The sequence below is a fragment of the Phenylobacterium sp. GW823-FHT02A09 genome (assembly GCF_058797775.1).
Map to the genome: position 1 here is coordinate 1,239,730 of NZ_JBXAJZ010000001.1, position 17,679 is coordinate 1,257,408.

Here is a 17,679-nt window from a genome sequence, read left to right on the forward strand (position 1 = left end):
GCCGCGCCTTTCCCTGGAACAACCATCACCGTGAGGGAGCTCGATGAGCGCGCCCCCGATCCCTATGATGTTCGACGGCGAGAGCTTCCGCCCGCTGCCGAACTTCCTACGCATCGCCCGTGAGCACTACGGCGCCGGCGAGGTCGTGACCCTGGTCGCCCGTGACGAGCGGTCGGCGGTATCGCATCGCCACTTCATGGCGACCGTCGGCGAAGCCTGGAAGAGCCTGCCGGAAGGCAGCGCCGAGCGGTTCACGTCGGCTGACCACCTTCGCCGGTTCGTTCTGATCCAGACCGGCCACCGCGAAGAGACGGTCTTCGTCTGCAAGTTCAAGACGGAAGCGAACCGCCTGGCCGCGGCCCTGGGCGACCTGGACGAGTACGCGGTTATCGTCGTCGACGGGAACATCGTCACCCGCTGGACGGCGAAGTCGCAGTCGTACTTCGCGATGAACCGCGGCGAGTTCCAGCAGGCCAAGAAGGACGTGCTGGAATACCTCGACGACATGCTCGGCGTTCCCGCCGGCACCGTCGCTCGTCAGCGCGAGGCGGCGTGATGCTGGACGCTGAAACCCGCCAGCGCCGCGCAGAGCTGAAGGCGGAAATCCGCCGCCTGGAGAGCCCGGACCGCGAGGCCCGGAAGATCGCCGAGGCCCAGCGCCGCGCCGCCCGCGAGATCGGTCGGAAGGCCCGTATCGGCCACCAGCGCGCCAAGCCCAAGGGCGGGCACGAAGCCGACCACGGCTTCATGTCCTGGCAGCACGACAGCGACCTTGTCTGCATCGCCTGCGCGATCGAAGGACCGCCGTCCGCCGCCACGCTGCTGGGCGAGCGCAACCCCATCGAGGTCGCTCACCAGCGCGTCGACGGCTGGAAGGCCGGCAGGAAGGCCCACGACCGGCACTCCGCGCCTCTGTGTCGATGGCACCATCAGCTTGCGCCGAACGCCTGCGACAAGGGCCAGCGCATGTTCTGGGCGCGGCTGGAGATCGACCCGGCCGACTACTGCGCCGCCCTGCACCAGGCCTACCGCGCCAGCGCCGACGGCCTGGCCGTCCAGTCCCGCTTCATCCCCCGGAGGTCGACTTGCGAAACCCTCTGATCGACATGGCGGCCGACATGTTCACGGCGATCGACGCCCTTCGCCTGAAGCGCCACCGCCTCGTCAGCACCGAGGACGGCGTCGAGATCCATCAGCCCGGCAAGCCGGCGCTGCTGCTGACCCACCGCGCGGCCCGCGACTTTGCCCTGAGTTTTGAGGAGTCTCGCCATGCGATCTGATCGTGGTCGCCAGGAGAACACGGCGCTTCGACGCGCAATCACACGATCGGGCATGACCTCAGAGGAGGTCGCCTGTCACCTTGGCGTCAGCAAAGGGGCTCTCTTCGACTGGATTTACATGCGGCGTCACATGAGGGTGGAGCACGCGCTCCAACTCGCGACGTTGCTTGACGCCGACCCAGCCGAGCTTCTTGGGCTACCCAAGAGAGCGGTGCCGCCTGCCCAGATCATTCAGGTCGAGCGCATCGTCTACCGTGACCCGCCGCCGCCTTCCGGACCTCCTGGCTGGCTGAAGTGGGTGATCGAACTCGGACCCGCGATCTACCGCGCGTGCCGTGATGCGGGCTGGTTTGGCCTGATGCGCGAGAGCCGCTCCGCCCCTCGGGGCGCCCGATGAAGCGCCACCCGCTCCTCGAGACCCTAATCGTCCTAGCCCTAAGCGCAGTGCTGTTCAGCCATTGCGCGCAAGACGAGCAACCCCCGGCGGTCGCTTTGGAGTCCGACCGATGAGGGTGCTTGACCTGTTCAGCGGCATCGGCGGGTTCTCGCTAGGCCTGGAGCGCACTGGCGGGTTCAATACCGTCGCCTTTTGCGAAATCGACCCGTTCTGCCGGCGCGTGCTGGCGAAGCACTGGCCCGAGGTCCCCTGCTACGACGATGTCCGACAACTCACCGCAGACCGGCTTGCTGCCGATGGAATTGCCGTTGATGTCATCTGCGGCGGGTTCCCCTGCCAGGACATCAGTCACGCTTCCGCCGCCCCTGCGGGCATCGGGGGCGCTCGATCGAGGCTGTGGGACGACTACGGGAGACTGGTGGGCGAGCTTCGACCGCGCTTCGTCCTCGTGGAGAACGTCGCTGCCCTGCTTGGCCGCGGCCTCGACCGAGTGCTCGGCGACCTGGCCGCGCTCGGGTACGACGCGGAGTGGCACTGCATTCCGGCTTCCGCCGTTGGTGCGCCTCATCCGCGGGATCGGGTCTGGGTTGTGGCCCACTCCACGGCGGTGCTCCGGCAAGAACAGCGCGGGCATCAACCGCGCCGAGTTCTATCGAGCCATGGGCTTCTCGAGATCCTCGACGACCAAGGGCGGGGCCACCCAATCCCCGCCTGGTGGGCCGCTGAACCCTGCGTGGATCGAGTGGTTCATGGGGTTCCCAACCGGGTGGACCGACTTGGAGCCCTCTCAAATGCCGTCGTCCCCCAGATCCCAGAACTGATCGGCCGCGCAATTCTGGCGGCCGAAGCGGAAAGGCTCGCCGCATGAAACACCTCGCCGCCATCTCCCAGGCTGAAGGCCGCGATCATGGGTGAGGTGATGCGCGTCCTCGACCTGTTTTCCTGCGTCGGGTGCCACGCACTCGGGATGCAGCGCGCCGGCCATGACCTGACCGAGCTTTGCGAGATCAACCCGTGGCGCCGCCAGGTGCTGGCCGCCAACTTTCCTGGAACGCGCATCCATGACGACATCCGCACCCTTACGCCGGGGCGCGCCGACGCCGTCTTCGGCGGGCCTCCCTGTCAGCAGACCAGCGTCGCCGCAGCCATCCACGGACGTCGTTCAGGAGGATCTCTTTGGGGATCTATGCTCGACGCCGTCACCCGCGCCGCCCGCGGCCGGTCCATTCCTGTTGTCGTGGAGCAGCCCCCGGGAAATGCGGCGTGGGAAGCCGAAGTCGCTCGCGATCTTTCCGACCTTGGTCTCTTCGTCGGACGATTTGAGTTCGGCGCTCACGACGTTGGCGCGCCGTATATTCGCCGGCGAGTGTACCTGGCTGCCTTCCCCAGCCTGTCGCGACTGGAGGTCGCCGGGGCTGCGCTCCCACAAGCGATTGAGCGAGCCAAGAGGGCAGCAGCTGCCCGAGGTGATTGGAACCCGTCAGCCATCCCGCCTTTCGGAATGGACACTTGGCGTTCCGAGCGGGTGGACGAGCGCAGAGAGCGCATCGAAGCCCTAGGCGACAGCAACCCGCCCGCCATGGCTGAGGCCATTGGCTACATGCTTGCGGAGGCCGCATGACCACCAACGAACAGCCCAAGCTCGATCTGGAGGCGCTGAAGGCCGTCGTTGCTGAACGTCGCGCATCGGCAGAGATCGCAGTTCGGCGCGGCTGGTCGAAGACGGTCGAAGATCATCTCGACTTCGCGACCGTGACCATCAGCTTCTACGATCTCGCCGCCCTCATCGCCAGGGCCCAGGAAGGAGAAGAGAAGGGTTCATCCCAGAGCCAGCCCGTCTTGGCGCCCAAGAGCGACACTGAAGGGCCGAGCTTCGACGGATGGCGCCACTGGAAGGCGCCAGACGAGCGCGACGTGTTACCGTGCGGCAAGGATGATCACGTAGATATTCGCCTCGATGGCCTCGCTCTAGAGGCGTACGAACACACCGACCAGCGCGCCGACGACTGGGACTGGTCGTCCGAAGGCGAGCCAACAATTATCGCGTGGCGCCCTCACCATACGGAAGAGAGCCGCCCCGATGATGGCGCGTCTTCGCGAGACGAGGGGGCGAAGAAGCCGCAAGTCGTCGCTTGGATGATGCGGGACTACGGCGCGTCGATAATTGCCGTCACCGCCAGCGGGTTCAAGCGCGACGAGTGGATCAGTCGCGGACTCGAAGTCACCGAACTGGCCGAGGTCTCCACCCTCATCGCAGGAGCCTCCAAGGCCGAAGGGGGTGACAGCGGTGATCTGCGCAGAACGAAAGCGAGGCTGAACGACGCGTTGTCCGCGTTGCGGTCCATCGCTGAGGGCAACCTGGGAGACCGCCCGTGGCAGGCTGGTTACGACACCATCCGGCAAGTCGCGCGGAACGCCCTCTCCACGGCCAATGCTGAAGGGGATGCGCGATGAGGTGCCCTGTCTGCAGCAACTGGAACTGCACCTGCCCGGATGGCGTGTGGCGCGACGCCGTCGCCCCGTCTTTCAACGGCGCGCCCGCGCCAGCCCCTACGATCAGTGAGCCGCCGGCGCCGTCCACTCCCACCGACCAGGGGGATGCGCGATGAGCGGGAAGCTGACCAAGGCGACGCAGTTCATGCGCGACAACGTGTCGGGCGATCTCGTGAAGTTCGGCACCACGACGGCGTCGGGAGGCCTCTTCTACCGGATGCAGAGCGGCAACTCCTACCGGCTCAACGCTGAGCAAGCGGCGGTTCTCGCGCGCTTCAACTTCAAGCCTCGGTACGTCCGCGCCCTTCTCACCGACACCCAGCAAGGAGCGGACAATGGAAGCGTCTGAGCTGATCGGGCGGCTTGAGGCTGCGAGGGAGGGAAGCCGGGAACTGGACGCGCTGGTTTGGGTGGCGGCTACGGGCTCCACCTACTCACACCTCGCTGAAAGCGCACACCTTGATCACGTCACCACCTCCCTCGACGCCATCGTGGCGCTCATAGAGCGGAAGCTTCCGGGCGCCGACTACGACATCCATCACCGGCGCTCGCCGTATCGGCCGACCGTGCATTGGTATGACGCCAGCGTCGAAGCATGGTGCGTGTCCGACGCGGCGACGAAGCCGTTAGCGGCCTGCATCGCCCTATGCCGCGCCCTCCAGCACCAGGAAGAAGCCGAATGAACGGAGCCGCCGGTATGGTGACCATGATCGTGGTCCTGCTCTGGATCGGACCCTGGGTGAAAGAGGCCCTCGCCGCTTACGAACGACGAACGGACGCGATCAAGCAAGCCGCCCTACAGGAGCCTCGCTGACCCATGGGACATGACCTGAAGGGGGCGGTGGAACGCCTTGCGATCTTCGTGGATGAGCCCGCGCGTTGGGGTGGCGTCCGCTTCTCGCGCGATGACGCCCGTATGATCAAGGCCGAACTCTTCCGCCTCCAAGAGGAGAGCGCCAAGTATCGCGCCGCGCTGCTGCACATCGTCGAGACGGACTGGCACACGCGGCAGGTGCGTCCGAAGCCCGAAGGCGGCATTCGGGGCTTTCCTGGCCTGACAGCCGTGCGCGTCCTGACTGGCCTGCATGGCTCGTACACATCCGACGCCGAGGTGCGCGCCGCCCTCGCCTCCCAAGATCAAGGAGGGGGCGACCGTGGGTGACCTGTCACGAGATTACATCGAACTGCTGACCGACTTGGGCGCCCGCCTGGGCCGAGGCGAGATCATCGGCGGTACGCCCTATGCGGTGAAATGCTGGCACGCCCTTTCCCGCCTAGAAGCCCTCTCCAGCGGGGAGGCGGTGGCTTGGCTTGTCGAGGGCTGGAATAGCCGAACGGGCGAGTTCAAGGCCGAGTGGTGGGGCCTGGGGCTTCCCGAAGACGGGTTCGGCTGGACCAAGGACAGCAACAAGGCGCTCAGGTTCGCGCGTGAGCAGGATGCGCAAGCCTACATCGACGAAACCGGATGGACCGAAGCGAAGCCGACCGAGCATCAATGGAGTGATAGATGGACCCGGCAGACCTCATTGCGGCGGCAAGCCTACTCGTCCTCGTTGTCGCCTTCCTCGCACCTGTCATCTATGCCGACAACATCGATAGCGAAGACGTCTGACGCCCTCTCCAGCCCTATGCCGAGCAGGGAAGAGGTGGCGAGGCTGGTCGATCCTGAAGCCTGGGAAGAGTACCTGCTCGAAGACGGCCGCGTTGATGAAGAGATCGCCAGCATCTTCCAGGACGCCTACGAGGCTTCGCTGATCAAGGCTGACACCATCCTCTCCCTCTTCTCCTCGTCCTTAGGTGGGGGGGAGGAAGAGGATACGGCATCACGCGGTGACCTTTCGCCGGCTAGCCGGTCACAGGACCAGCACTCCGATGGAGGGCGCGGCTGATGGATCAAGCGCCCCAACTGCCAACGAACATCTCCGCAGACGGCCGGGAGGTTTGGGCCTGGGCGGATGCGCTCTCCAAGCACACCCAACGTATCCATAGGATGCGCGAGCTTCGGCGGGACATCTTCTCGACGGGCCGCGAGTGCGGCGACTGCGACAAGTGGATGAAGAGCCGCGAGTGCCCGAGAGAGCGCAACGTCAACGGCATGAGCCGGGGACCGTCCTGGCGTGCGGCGACCTGCAACGCCTACGTGGAGAAGGCGTCAGCAACCGCGCGACGCGTGCAGTTGCAGGCCGAACTTGCGGCTCTGGAGGCAGAGCAGTGACAAGGACAGCGCTCCTGCTCGACGAGCCCTATCGCACGGCGCTCCGACTGTCGTTGGCGGCGCACCCGGAAAATCGGGATCAGCGGGAGGCATTCTGCGTCGGCTACCTCATGGGTCTCGGTGTTCGCGAGGGCCACGGCACCGAGCGACCAGTGATCGAAGGTGAAGGTTCCCGGGATGAACCCCTTCCCCTTCCCCTTCCTCCTCACCACGAGGGAGGGCGGTAGATGGCTCTAGTCGCGTCTACGCGCTGCGAACTGAAGCACTGTCGGAAGGTAGCGCTCGAAGAGTGCTCGTCTCTCCTGTGCCCGCGCCCGCGGACCGAAGCGGCCATGGCTGAACTGCGCGCGTGGTTCGAACGCAAGATCCCGCTGGAGGACGGCTGCGAAATTGGCACCGGCGGTCTTTCCCTCCCCCCAGCACCCCAGGACGCAGGAGACCGGTAATGAGCGCCTCGTTTGATAACCAACTCGGAAAGCTCGTCGCCGCTGAGGTGTCTGCGGCTCGTGGAGATACTGACCGCATGGCGGCGGTGATAGAAAGCTTGGCGTCGCGCCTCGCTTTCACGGCAGCCATCTTCGCGCAAGGCGACCCTGCAACCATCGACAAACTGATGGTGGGTTTAGAGCGTCACATCCATGAGGAGGCCGTCGCCAAGTCTCGGATCGCTCGCCTGATCGGAAGCGCCACCCACGATACTGGAGGCGGGGGATGAGCCGAGCCTTAGCACGCGTCCAGCAGCGCCCGTCGCCGGCCGATTGGCCCGATGACGCGCCTATGCGCCTGGACGAGGCGGTGGCGGTTTTCTCGCTCGAGCTACCGCTGACCGTCCCCATGCTCCGCACCGAGATCCGCAAGGGCCGGTTGACGCCCGCCGAGGTGGCGGGGAAGTTCTATGTGACCCCGGCCCAACTGAAGGCGCTGTTCCAATGTCCCGTCGCGCCAAAGGCCCGCGCCTCTATTTCCGCACAGGCCGGATCGACTCGAAAAGCGGCCGGACCCTCCCCGACGTCTGGGTCATCCGAGACGGACAGACTCAGATCAGCACAGGCTGCGGCTATGATCGCCTGTCAGGCCCTGGCGGCGCGGAAGAACAGCTCGCGCAGTATATCGCCAGCAAGTGGTCGCCGGAGGCCGGCGAAACGGTCCGAAGCAAACGTGATCCCGCTCAAGTCGGCGTAGCGGAGGTTCTGGCGCTCTACGCCATGGAGCGGGCGCCGGAGCTCGCCGCCGATCCGGTCAGCACCGCGGGCTTCATCAAGCACCTGACGGCCTGGTGGGGCGGCAAGTACCTGATCGAGGTCAAGCGCTCGTCCTGCAAGGAGTACGTCGAGCACCGCTGCGCCCAGCCGGCCGGCGGCGCGGCCAAGCGCGAAGCTCCGCGGCTCGTATCGCCGCAGACCGCGCGGCGTGAGCTTGAAACGCTGTCCGCAGCGATCGGCTACTGGCACGCAGAGGACACGCTGACGACCCGACCGAAGGTCTGGCTCCCAGAGAAGCCGGAAAGCCCGCGAGACGCCCTCACGCGCGCCCAGGCGGCCCGTTTGCTCATGGCGGCGCGTGGATACCGCATTACCGGCGACAAGCACCCCAGCGGCCGGCCGAAGTGGGTCAGGCTGCGCGACAGCGGCCCAGCCAACCGCGCGCACCTGAAGCGCTTCATCGTGCTCGGCTACTACGTGGGCAGCCGCTCGGCCGTGAACCTCGCGCTGCTATGGCAGGAGTCACCCGTCCAGGCGTGGGTAGACCTCGACAAGGGGATGATCTGGCGCCGCGGCAAGCGCGAGCAGGAGCGCGCCAACAAGCGCCGGCCGGTCGTGAAGATCCCGCTGCGCCTGCTCGGCCACATGCGCCGCTGGAAGGCCCAGGACGACCGCCGCAGCGACGGGCGAGAGCACCCCATCAACGCCGTCATCCACCATGGCGGCGAGCCGATCACGTCCAAGATCAACAAGGGCTTCGCCGCGACCGTCCGCGACGCTGGGCTGCCCGCCGAGATCACCCCGCACTGGCTGCGCCATACCTGCGCGACGTGGCTCATGGAGGCCGGCGTCGAGACGTGGGAGGCCGCCGGCTTCACAGGCATGACCGCCGCGGTGCTGGAGAAGCACTACGGCCACCATCGGCCCGACTATCAAGCGGCGGCGGCCGGCGTCGCAGGTCGGTGATCACTTGCCAGAAACTTGCCAGGAACGTTGCATTTCAGCGTGAACGAAAGTGGAAAGTAGTGAACGCCGATCCCAAGCAGCGTAAAGCTTTGCTCTAGTATCCACCTCGTTCACACCGAGGGGGTCACAGGTTCAATCCCTGTCGCATCCACCATTTTCTTCCCTTGATTCATCAGCCGTTGATGACGGTCGCGGGCCGGCCGTAAGGCGGCAGGCGCAGGAAGAAATCGTCGTGCGCGAGCGCGAATTTCCGGGCGAACCAATGGCCGCTGTCGACGATGGCCTTCTCGTCGCTGCGCTCCAGCAGACGCGGACTGTCGCCGCAATCGGTCCAGTCGATATAGCGCCGGCTATCGGCCAGGCGGTCCGGAAAGCGAGCGGCGATGATCGTCTGGACGACATGCTCCTCGCAGATGTAGGTGCCGATCAGGCGGCTGGTGGACCTCACCCGCCGTAGCTCGAGCGCGACCACCTGCAGCGCCTCGTTGGGCAGCGACCACCAAGTCTCGCCCTTGAACCAACGCCCCCAGGGCCGCGAACGCTCGCCGAGCAACTGGCGGCGGGCCCCGTCAAGGGTTTGGGCCAGCCACGCGATCGCCGGCTTGAACCGGTAGGCAAGGCGCTCGCGGACGGGGTCGGGCCGTAGCCACCGCGCGTCGAAGCGGAAGCCCTGCATCCGCTCCTCTTCCCGTCCGCACTCGGCCTCGATGTAGCAAAGCGGCTGCTCGGAGGCCTTGAGCTCGCGCACGATGTCCTGCCGCGAGGCCACCGGCCAGTCGGAGCCGCTGATCAGGTGCGCATAGTCGCACTCGAAATCGATCGCCCGGTCGATGAGCATCGAGATCGCATCGATCAGGCTTCGATGCCCCCACCGCGAGGCGACCGGATTGTCGAGCACCTCGACGCGCTGGGGATCGCCGGGCGGGTCGTCCCGCAGACTTCGCCAAAGGCTTGAACGCCGGTCGGCATGAATGACGACCTTGTCTAGACTGCCCGTCGGCGCCAGCTGCTCAACTAATGCGTCGAGCTGCGGCCTGCCCTCATGCGCCAGCACCATGTAGATCATCCGCATGCGGATACCTTCGCGCCCCTGGTGACGACGAACACTGACGCAGTGTGCGGTCTAGCTCAATTGCGAATTCTCCGGACTTCCAGCATACCCGCGCGACGGACGGCAGTTGCACTTGCGAAAGTTGGGCGACTTTCGCGTCCACTACGGTGGGTGGCGCCGCGCCGCCGACGGCCACCCTGGGGCCGTGGCGCATTTGTTCCTGTTTTGTTTTCATTGCGCCATGCTTCCCCTGGCGACCGATCGCAAGCTTCCCCTGCCCGCGCCCCGTCTCGACCAAGCCCGGTACTTTCCCGGATGCGTCGTGCTGCTCTCGTGCGGCGGATGCGGCTGGCGGCGGCGGTATGATCCGCTGAGGATCGCGCACCGGCTCTACACCCTGGGCGACGGCGGCCTGCAGACGCCGGTGGCCGACGTGGCGACGCGGATCAAGGCGGCCTGCGCGCGGTGCGGAACGCGGCGCTGGGACGCCTGCCTGGCCTATCCGCCGGGGGTGGACGAGCGCGAGGCCATGCGGCTGCGCCGGCGCCTGCGCGACTAGGCGGCCCGCCGCTCCAGGGCGCGCCACCAGGCGTCGACCGCCTCCAGCTGCGGCGGCAGCATCACGAACAGCGGCGCGGCGAACGCGGCCCAAACCGGGTCGAACTTGGGGGCCACTGACGTCAGGATCGGGACCTGGGCCTCCAACCCGGCGGCGAAGGCGTCGCTAAGGCCGGTCCGTTCGGATTCGAGCCGTCCGAACTTGCTGAGCACCACAAGGTCGCAGCCCGCGGCGATGTCGCCGCGCACCGCCTCGCAGGCGGTCACGATGCTGCCCGCATCGACGCTGCAGGCGCTGGAGCCGCGGCCAAGCGCCTGGAACACCTCGAAGCGGCGACCATCGGCCAAGCTGCGCAGCTGGGCATGGCCGGGCGCCGGCTCCTCTTCGACTACGCCGGCGACGCGCACCTGCGGTCCCAACTGGGCCGCGAAGGCGGCGAACAGCGCCTGAACCTGCGGGGTCGGCGCGCCGCGTACGACGGCTATCGGCGCTGGAGGGGGCGCCACCACCTCAGGCCTTCGGCGTGAACGGCGTCGGCACCCGCGCGCCGCCCTGGCGGGCGAACATCCAGCCCGGATACTCGGCCGGCAGTTCGCTGACCTCGTCGAGGCGCTGGATCTCCTCGGGCGTCAGCTCGAGGTCGACGGCGGCGAGGTTGTCGTCGAGCTGCTCGACGGTCCTGGCGCCGATGATCACGCTCATCACGTGCGGCTTGGCCAGCAGCCAAGCCAACGCCACACGGGCCACCGAAGCCCCGTGCGTCTGCGCCACCTCTCGCATGACCTCAACGCAGCTCCAGGCGCGATCGAGGTTGACCGGCGGGAAGTCGAAGTTGGTGCGCCGGGCGTTCTCCGGATTGTTCGAGCCAGGCCCGAACTTGCCCGACAGCAGCCCGCCGGCCAGCGGCGACCAGACCATCAGACCGAGCTGTTCCGAGGTCAGCATCGGGACCAGCTCGCGCTCCAGGTCGCGGCCGGCGATGGTGTAGTAGGCCTGCAGGGTTTCGAAGCGGGCGTAGCCTTTGGCCTCGGACACCCCCAGCGCCTTGGCGATCTTCCAGGCCGACCAGTTGGAGACGCCGACGTAACGGACCAGCCCTTGGCTGATCAGGTCGTCGAGCGCGCGCAGGGTCTCGTCGATGGGGGTGACGGTGTCGTTGCCGTGGATCTGGTAGAGGTCGATGTGGTCGGTCTGCAGGCGCTCCAGGCTGGCCTTGACCGAGTCCATGATGTGGCCGCGCGAGGCGCCGCGATCGTTGGGCCCCGGCCCCATCTGGCCGAACACCTTGGTCGCCAGCACGACGTCGCTGCGCTTGACGCCAAGGTTCTTCAGGGATTGGCCGAGCCGCTCCTCCGACGCCCCGAACGAGTAGACGTCAGCGGTGTCGAAGAAGTTCACGCCGGCGCCCAGCGCCTTGCCGATGATGGCGTCCACGTCCGCCTGCGGCAGCGAGCCGATGGCCTTCCAGATGCCGGCCTCCTCGTTGCCGCCGAAGGTCATGGTCCCCAGGCAGATCTCGGAAACGTAGAGGCCTGTCCGGCCAAGCTGCTTGAACTTCATGCGTCGGCTCCCGGCGTTGTCGCCACAGCCTACATATCGGCTCGCGACACGCGCAAGACAGGCCCTCGCCTAGGGACGCGAGATGATCAGCCGCCGTGAGCCGTCATAGGTCGGCATCCGCCGCCAATGGCCGTAGCGCGCGTCCCAGGCGCCGGAGGCGAGATCGGCGGAGAGCGCGCCCACGAACCTCGGCTCGACCTCCGGCGCGACGAAGCCCCAGGACGACTGAGCGCGGCGCACGGCCGGGTCCAGCAGGCGCTCGGGCCGGGCGTAGAAGGCCTCGGTGATCCCGTCCACGCAGTCGGCGGCGATCGGCACGGTCTCGATGTTCACCTGGCCGCCGAGGCCCTGCGCGATCACGCCGATGTCCGGATAGCGCCGCCGTTCGGCGGCGAGCAGTTCGGGCGCATAGTCGTTGAACCACCACTGCGACAGCACCGAGCCGTCGAACGCCGCCACCACGACTGGCCCGCGGGCCACGCGCCGCAGCTCGGCCAGCCCCTTGGCCAGGTCGCGCCACTGATGGACGGTGGCCACAGCCATCGCTGCGTCGACGCTGTCGTCGTCGAGCGGCAGGGCCTCGGCGAAGCCCTCGATGGCCAGGCCGGCGTCCGGCCGCCGTTGCGCCCGCATGACCGCCGACGGCTCCACCGCCAGGACATGGCAGTCTTCCGGCTCGTAGGACCCGGCCCCGGCCCCGACATTGAGCACGGTCCGCACCGGCCCAAGGGCCTGGCGAATGCGCTGGGCGAGCACCGGATCGGGCCGCCGCTGGACGCCATAGCCCGCGCCGGTCTGCTCGTAGTCGACATCGCCACCGACAGCCATTCGTCACTTCTCCTCACATTTGCTTGGGTGACGGAAGACGTAGTCAGTGATCGCGCTCGGAGAAATCGAGTTCGGGTCGTGCTATAGGTGAGCCAAATTCACCGAGGACGTTCGTCATGCGTCGACGCCTGCCGCCGCTTTCCGCCCTGCGCGCCTTCGAGGCCGTGGCCCGGCTGGGCTCGGTCGGCCGGGCCGCCGAGGAACTCGCCCGCACCCACGGCGCGGTCAGCAAGCAGTTGCAGGCGCTGCGCCTCGACGCCGGCGTCCCGCTGTTCGACAAGGTCGGCACCGGCCTGGCGCCCAACGCCGCCGGTCACAGGCTGGCCCAGGCGGTCGGACGCGCCTTCGACGACCTGGGCGAGGCCTATGCCGAGGTCGTGCGCGACGCCCGCGCCCCGGCCCTGCGCATCGCCTGCAGCGCCAGCTTCGCGATGGGCTGGCTGGCCCCGCGTCTGTCGCGCTTTTCCGAGCGATATCCGGATGTTCGGCTGCAACTCTCAATGACCTCGGCCCGCGAGATGCGCGAGGAGCGCGACGCCGATCTGGTCATCCTGTGGGACCGCGCGCCCTATCCGGACGAGGACCGTGCGAGGGCGATCCGGCTGGCCGACGCCAGCTTCGGGCCGGTCGCCGCGCCCGACTATCCGGTCGCACGTCAGGGCGGCGTCCTGCACGTCGGGCGAAAGATCGCCCACGACCACACCGTGGGGGCCTGGGCGCAGTGGAGCCGTGTTTCCGGCCTCTCCATCGAGGCGCCGGCCGAGGTCAGCTTTCCGCACACCCACCTCTGTCTGCAGGCCGCCGCCGCGGGGATGGGCGTGGCGGTCGCCGAGCGGCGGCTGGCCGACGCGGACCTGGCCGCAGGGCGTCTGGTGGCCGTGGCGGAGTTCGCGGACCTTCCCGACGGATTCGCCGCCCTGCCGCACCGGACGCGGCCGCTGTCGCCGCAAGCCGGACTGTTCGTCGACTGGCTGCGCGCCGAACTGGACGAGCCCTGGACGGGCTCCGCCCCCGCCCCTACGCCGGCCAGATGAAGCGGTTGTTCGATTCTCTCGCCGACTGGGCCGACGCCCATCCCAAGCGGGTGCTGGCGATCGCGGTCGCGGTCGGGCTGGCGATCACCTTCGTCCTGCAGAACCGGCCGCCGCCGGCGCTGCCGCTCACCCTGACGCCGGTGATCGCCGACGTGCTGGGCGATCCGGGAACGCCGCGGGTCGGGCCGGCCGACGCCGATGTCGTGGTCGTGCTCTACACCGACTACCGATGCCCGATCTGCCGACGGACCGATCCGGCGCTGGAGCGGCTGGTCGAACGCGATCCCAAGGTGCGCGTGCACTACAAGGACTGGCCGATCCTGGGCGAGCAGTCGACGATCGGGGCGCGGGCGGCGCTGGCCGCCGAGCGGCAGGGCAAGTACCTCGCCATGCACCGCGCACTGATGGCCGACAACGCGCCGCTGACCCCGGCCGAGGTGCGCCGGATCGCCGCCGAAGCGGGCCTCGACCCCGACCGGCTGGAGGCCGATTTAGCTCGATACGACAAAGAGATAGAGCGCCAACTTGCGGCGCACGGCAACCAGGCCTTCGCGCTGGGCCTGAAGGGCACGCCGGCCTATCTGGTCGGGCCCTATCTCATCCAGGGCGGACTGGACGACGCGGCGCTGGACGCGGCAGTGGCCCGGGCTCGAAAAGCCGGGCCGCCCAAGCCTCAACCCGAGTGATCGGAGACGATCCGCCAGCCGTCCGCGGTCTTGTGGAACACCAAGCTGAACAGGCCCGCGGCCTTTTCGCCATTCGGCAGGTCGAGATTGAACCTGCCGATCACGGCGGCGTAGTCGGCGCCCAGCGGATCGAAGTCGACGACCTCGGTCGATAGCTTGGGCATGGCCTTCGGGTCGGCGAAGCGCGGGGCGTACATGGCCCGGATCGCGTCGTAGCCCTGAATGACCTTTCCACCGCTAACATAGTTGATTTGAGGGGCTTTTTCGTAGCTGGCCATGAAGGTGTCCAGCTCGCCGCGGCTCCAGCCGGCGCTGGCGTCGGCCAGCACCTTGGCGACGTCGGCGCGGTCGTCGGCGAGGGCCGGACCGGCCATCAGGCCTATCGTCAGGGCGATGGCGGAAAGTGCGCTGAACTTCACAATCGGGCTCCTATTTGCGCCGTATCGTCAGGATTTCGACGGGACGTTCCAGAATCTGTCCCTTTACGAACACGACCGGCGGCGGCGCGTCGGACGGCTGGGACTGGATCTTGCGGACGACGTCCATGCCGCTCGTCACCCGGCCGAAGGCGGCATAGCCCTGGCCGTCGGGATTGCGGGCGCCGCCGAAGTCGAGGCTGGTGTTGTCGCCGACCGTGACGAAGAACTCGGAGGTCGCGGTGCCGGGGCCGTCGCGGGCCATCGAGATGACGCCGTCGGTGTGGCTAAGGCCGCTCATGGCGGTGGTCTCGTGGGCGATCGGCGGCAGCATCTGGCCGCGATGGGCGTCGGTGTCGATGCCGCCCTGGATCACCTGGATCGGGGCCTTGGGGTTCGGGTCGGTCCCGGCGCGGACGACGCGGTAGAAGGTGGCCCCCTCGAAGCGGCCCTCGTCGACGTAGCGCAGGAAGTTGGCGACGGTGACCGGCGCCTTGTCCGGATAGAGCTCGAGCTCCACCACGCCGAGGTCGGTGGTCATCACCACCGGTACGGCCGGCGCGGCGAGCGCATGACCCGCCATCGCCAGGGTGAGAGCCGCGCCCAGCACGGCGCGTCGAACGAGTTGCACGGCCAAGACGGCCCTCCCCTTCAGGTCGGTCGGAAAGCCGGCGGGTCGCCCCCGCCGGCCTGTGGTCCTAGAACGCCACCCGGATGTTGGCCCCGACGGTGCGCGGCACGATGCGGATGCGCGCCTCGGGATCGAACGGGCTGGCCGGCAGCGCGCGGATCACGCCGCGGCTGTCGAGGGCGTTGTTCGCAAACACCGAGAACTCGACGCCCTCGTGGGTGAGGCCGGCGCGCAGGTTGACGACGTTGTAGGCGTCCATCTTGCGATAGGTGCTCAGTTGCGGGCTGAATTCGGTGAAGCGTTCGCCCATGTACTGGTAGCCAGCGTAGACGAAGCCGTCGAGATCGTCGCCGACCGGGAACACGTACTCGGCCGAGCCGCTGAAGGTGAACTCCGGCACGAACGGCGCCTTGTCGCCCTTCTTGGCCTTGAGGTTCACGACGTCCGTCGAGAGCTTGGAGTCGATGTAGGCGCCGCCGGCCGTCAGGGTCAGGCCCTGGATCGGGTTGGCGGTGACCTCCAGTTCGACGCCGTCGCTGGTCGCGCCGCCGACGTTCTCGCGGAAGCCGAAGCCGCAGTCGAGGCGACGCTGGGTCTGCATGTCGTCCCAGACCAGGTGGAAGTAGGCGCCGTTGACGCGGACCCGCCCGTCGGCGAACGAGCCCTTGCCGCCCGCCTCGTAGCTCCAGACCTTGTCGGCCGCGAAGGCGTTGGGGTCGGTTCCGGTGCGGGTGAAGTCGGCCAGCTCGGCGGCGCAGACGTCCTGCGGCACCGGGGTGTTGATGCCGCCGTAGCGGAAGCCGCGGGCGGCCTGGGCGTAGACCATGAAGTCGTCGTTCACGTCATAGGAGACGTTGAACTTCGGGTTGAAGCCGTCTTCCTTCGAGGTGCGGCGCGGCGGATTGCTGGGGATCGCGCCATTGAAGAAGCCCGAGGCGTAGAGCTTGTACTTCTGCTCCCAGTTGAAGTAGCGCAGCCCGCCGGTGACGTTCCACTTGCCGATCTCGTAGGTCAGTTCGCCGAACAGCGCGTAGGTCTTCACCTCGATATCGTCGTAGCCCCAGTACGGGTTGTCGGTCGGGGCGCCGAAGTCGTTCGAGTTGATGCCCACGGCGGCGTCGAAGCCCGGCACCGGCACGGTGTTCAGATAGTAGATGTCCTTCTTGTCGGTGAAGGCGCCGACCACCCAGCTGAACGGTCCGTCGCCTTGCGAGGCCAGACGGATCTCCTGGGCGAAGTAGGTCGACTCCGTGGTGTCGACCAGCGGGCTCGGCTTCACGCCCGGGAAGGCGGCCAGCAGGCCGTCCAGCGAGCGCTTGTTGACCGTGGTGCGATCGAAATACGAGGTCGACGAGACCAGGTTCGCAAAGCCCAGGTCGTAGTTGAGGGTCAGGTTGTAGATGTCGAGCTTGTCGTCGTAGCCGTCGCTCGAGGTGTAGTCGCGGGCCAGACCCGGCACGCGCTCCAGGTCCTCGGGGCGGCCGCCGTCCTTGTAGTGGTGCTTGAAGTACGACAGGTCGGCGGTGAAGTCGTCGGTGACCTGGAAGCGGGCCTCGACGCGGCCGCCGCGGGCCAGACCGTCATTGAGGTCCTTCTCGCCGGTGGTGACGTTGTCGATATAGCCCGGGGTCTTGGTGTAGTAGCCCGAGGCGCGGATCGCGATGCGGTCGTTGACCACCGGCACGTTGAGCAGGCCCTTCAGCGAGAAGCCGTCGCCGCCCTCGTTGACGCTCGAAACGCCGTACTCGACCTTGCCCGAGAACTCGTTGAGCTGCGGGCGGTGAGTGATCATCCGCACCGTGCCGGTCATCGAGCCGGCGCCGTAGAGCGTGCCCTGCGGACCGCGCAGCACTTCGACGCGCTCCAGGTCGAACAGCGCCAGTTCCGGGTTCAGGGCGCCCATCGAGATCGGGATTTCGTCGATGTAGATGCCGACGGTCTCCTGGTTCTGGGTGTCGTTGTCGTTGCCGCCGCCGTTGGTGACGCCGCGGATCGACAGGCGCGTGCGGCCCGGGCCGTTCTGATAGGCGGTCAGGCTCGGCACCGAGCCCAGCAGGGCGGTGTAGCTCTCGGCGCCCATGTTCTTCATCGCCTGCTCGCCGACGACGTTGATGCTCATCGGCACATCGAGGACGCTTTCGGTCCGCTTGCGGGCGGTGACGACGAGTTCGTCGACGACGGCGCTCTCGCGCGCCGACTGCGCATAGGACGGCGCGGCGGTCAGCGCCGTCGCCGAGATCAGAACCGACGCCGCCAGCAGGCGCGTCTTGGTGCTCGTGGTCATAGGAATCCCCTCCCGAATGACAGGCGCGCGCATGCCGCTCCAGACGGCGGGCGCGCATTTCGAGCCGGGAACATAAG

Annotated in this window: 24 protein-coding genes; 17 read left to right on the forward strand and 7 right to left on the reverse strand. The window is 67.5% G+C overall.

The window, feature by feature from the left end; genetic code table 11:
* Nucleotides 1-43: 43 nt before the first annotated feature.
* From AC1Q87_RS06355 to AC1Q87_RS06420, 14 genes are all read left to right on the forward strand, one after another.
* Nucleotides 44-556, forward strand: coding sequence for a hypothetical protein (locus AC1Q87_RS06355; protein ID WP_492608123.1), 513 nt, complete (start codon nt 44-46; stop codon nt 554-556).
* A complete protein-coding gene (locus AC1Q87_RS06360) occupies nt 556-1,101 on the forward strand; it encodes a hypothetical protein (RefSeq protein WP_492608124.1) in 546 nt (181 codons plus the stop codon). Before AC1Q87_RS06355 ends, AC1Q87_RS06360 begins: the two co-directional genes overlap by 1 nt.
* On the forward strand, nt 1,086-1,280 hold the full coding sequence (locus AC1Q87_RS06365) for a hypothetical protein (protein WP_492608125.1): 195 nt from the start codon (nt 1,086-1,088) through the stop codon (nt 1,278-1,280). The genes AC1Q87_RS06360 and AC1Q87_RS06365 overlap by 16 nt, the downstream gene beginning before the upstream one ends.
* Nucleotides 1,270-1,677, forward strand: a complete 408-nt coding sequence (locus AC1Q87_RS06370; protein ID WP_492608126.1) for a helix-turn-helix domain-containing protein — start codon at nt 1,270-1,272, stop codon at nt 1,675-1,677. Before AC1Q87_RS06365 ends, AC1Q87_RS06370 begins: the two co-directional genes overlap by 11 nt.
* Nucleotides 1,678-1,786: 109 nt before the next feature.
* Nucleotides 1,787-2,545: a DNA cytosine methyltransferase gene (locus tag AC1Q87_RS06375; protein ID WP_492608127.1), complete on the forward strand. Its 759-nt coding sequence runs from the start codon at nt 1,787-1,789 to the stop codon at nt 2,543-2,545.
* Nucleotides 2,546-2,584: 39 nt separating this feature from the next.
* Nucleotides 2,585-3,298: a DNA cytosine methyltransferase gene (locus AC1Q87_RS06380; protein ID WP_492608128.1), complete on the forward strand. Its 714-nt coding sequence runs from the start codon at nt 2,585-2,587 to the stop codon at nt 3,296-3,298.
* The gene (locus AC1Q87_RS06385) at nt 3,295-4,131 is read left to right on the forward strand and encodes a hypothetical protein (RefSeq protein WP_492608129.1); all 837 of its coding nucleotides are present in this window, start codon (nt 3,295-3,297) and stop codon (nt 4,129-4,131) included. Before AC1Q87_RS06380 ends, AC1Q87_RS06385 begins: the two co-directional genes overlap by 4 nt.
* 151 nt (nt 4,132-4,282) lie before the next feature.
* Nucleotides 4,283-4,519 carry a hypothetical protein gene (locus AC1Q87_RS06390; protein ID WP_492608130.1) on the forward strand — a complete coding sequence of 79 codons (237 nt, stop codon included), beginning with the start codon at nt 4,283-4,285 and terminating at the stop codon, nt 4,517-4,519.
* The gene (locus AC1Q87_RS06395) at nt 4,506-4,853 is read left to right on the forward strand and encodes a hypothetical protein (RefSeq protein ID WP_492608131.1); all 348 of its coding nucleotides are present in this window, start codon (nt 4,506-4,508) and stop codon (nt 4,851-4,853) included. Before AC1Q87_RS06390 ends, AC1Q87_RS06395 begins: the two co-directional genes overlap by 14 nt.
* A 134-nt stretch (nt 4,854-4,987) precedes the next feature.
* Nucleotides 4,988-5,332, forward strand: coding sequence for a hypothetical protein (locus tag AC1Q87_RS06400; RefSeq protein WP_492608132.1), 345 nt, complete (start codon nt 4,988-4,990; stop codon nt 5,330-5,332).
* Nucleotides 5,325-6,059 (forward strand): hypothetical protein, encoded by a 735-nt coding sequence (locus tag AC1Q87_RS06405; RefSeq protein ID WP_492608133.1) that lies wholly within the window; start codon nt 5,325-5,327, stop codon nt 6,057-6,059. The genes AC1Q87_RS06400 and AC1Q87_RS06405 overlap by 8 nt, the downstream gene beginning before the upstream one ends.
* Entirely contained in the window at nt 6,059-6,385 is a 327-nt protein-coding gene (locus AC1Q87_RS06410; RefSeq protein ID WP_492608134.1) for a hypothetical protein, read from the forward strand. Before AC1Q87_RS06405 ends, AC1Q87_RS06410 begins: the two co-directional genes overlap by 1 nt.
* A gap of 445 nt (nt 6,386-6,830) precedes the next feature.
* Nucleotides 6,831-7,100 (forward strand): hypothetical protein, encoded by a 270-nt coding sequence (locus AC1Q87_RS06415; protein WP_492608135.1) that lies wholly within the window; start codon nt 6,831-6,833, stop codon nt 7,098-7,100.
* Nucleotides 7,101-7,314: 214 nt separating this feature from the next.
* Nucleotides 7,315-8,553 carry a tyrosine-type recombinase/integrase gene (locus AC1Q87_RS06420; RefSeq protein ID WP_492608136.1) on the forward strand — a complete coding sequence of 413 codons (1,239 nt, stop codon included), beginning with the start codon at nt 7,315-7,317 and terminating at the stop codon, nt 8,551-8,553.
* Between the two features lie 172 nt (nt 8,554-8,725).
* On the opposite strand, the gene AC1Q87_RS06425 is transcribed toward AC1Q87_RS06420, so the two are convergent.
* Nucleotides 8,726-9,625, reverse strand: coding sequence for a beta-1,6-N-acetylglucosaminyltransferase (locus AC1Q87_RS06425; RefSeq protein WP_492608137.1), 900 nt, complete (start codon nt 9,623-9,625; stop codon nt 8,726-8,728).
* Between the two features lie 220 nt (nt 9,626-9,845).
* Between AC1Q87_RS06425 and AC1Q87_RS06430 the strand changes: the two genes are divergently transcribed.
* Complete coding sequence (locus tag AC1Q87_RS06430; RefSeq protein ID WP_492608138.1) at nt 9,846-10,163, forward strand: hypothetical protein; 318 nt, start codon at nt 9,846-9,848, stop codon at nt 10,161-10,163.
* On the opposite strand, the gene AC1Q87_RS06435 is transcribed toward AC1Q87_RS06430, so the two are convergent.
* The 3 genes from AC1Q87_RS06435 to AC1Q87_RS06445 all read right to left on the reverse strand — a co-directional run bounded on the left by AC1Q87_RS06435 (nt 10,160) and on the right by AC1Q87_RS06445 (nt 12,551).
* Nucleotides 10,160-10,669 carry a DUF2478 domain-containing protein gene (locus AC1Q87_RS06435; RefSeq protein WP_492608139.1) on the reverse strand — a complete coding sequence of 170 codons (510 nt, stop codon included), beginning with the start codon at nt 10,667-10,669 and terminating at the stop codon, nt 10,160-10,162. The genes AC1Q87_RS06430 and AC1Q87_RS06435 overlap by 4 nt on opposite strands.
* A 4-nt stretch (nt 10,670-10,673) precedes the next feature.
* Entirely contained in the window at nt 10,674-11,723 is a 1,050-nt protein-coding gene (locus AC1Q87_RS06440; protein ID WP_492608140.1) for an aldo/keto reductase, read from the reverse strand.
* 69 nt (nt 11,724-11,792) lie between these two features.
* Nucleotides 11,793-12,551, reverse strand: coding sequence for a class I SAM-dependent methyltransferase (locus tag AC1Q87_RS06445; RefSeq protein ID WP_492608141.1), 759 nt, complete (start codon nt 12,549-12,551; stop codon nt 11,793-11,795).
* A 116-nt stretch (nt 12,552-12,667) separates the two neighbouring features.
* Here AC1Q87_RS06445 and AC1Q87_RS06450 point away from each other — a divergent pair, with 116 nt between their 5' ends.
* A complete protein-coding gene (locus AC1Q87_RS06450; protein WP_492608142.1) occupies nt 12,668-13,585 on the forward strand; it encodes a LysR substrate-binding domain-containing protein in 918 nt (305 codons plus the stop codon).
* Nucleotides 13,586-13,590: 5 nt separating this feature from the next.
* Nucleotides 13,591-14,271 (forward strand): DsbA family protein, encoded by a 681-nt coding sequence (locus tag AC1Q87_RS06455; RefSeq protein ID WP_492608143.1) that lies wholly within the window; start codon nt 13,591-13,593, stop codon nt 14,269-14,271.
* Here AC1Q87_RS06455 and AC1Q87_RS06460 read toward each other — a convergent pair.
* The 3 genes from AC1Q87_RS06460 to AC1Q87_RS06470 form a co-directional block, all read right to left on the reverse strand.
* Complete coding sequence (locus tag AC1Q87_RS06460; protein WP_492608144.1) at nt 14,259-14,690, reverse strand: YybH family protein; 432 nt, start codon at nt 14,688-14,690, stop codon at nt 14,259-14,261. The two genes, AC1Q87_RS06455 and AC1Q87_RS06460, sit on opposite strands and share 13 nt — an antisense overlap.
* 10 nt (nt 14,691-14,700) lie before the next feature.
* The gene (locus tag AC1Q87_RS06465) at nt 14,701-15,318 is read right to left on the reverse strand and encodes a peptidylprolyl isomerase (RefSeq protein WP_492608273.1); all 618 of its coding nucleotides are present in this window, start codon (nt 15,316-15,318) and stop codon (nt 14,701-14,703) included.
* 67 nt (nt 15,319-15,385) lie between these two features.
* A complete protein-coding gene (locus tag AC1Q87_RS06470) occupies nt 15,386-17,602 on the reverse strand; it encodes a TonB-dependent receptor (protein WP_492608145.1) in 2,217 nt (738 codons plus the stop codon).
* Nucleotides 17,603-17,679 lie beyond the last annotated feature (77 nt).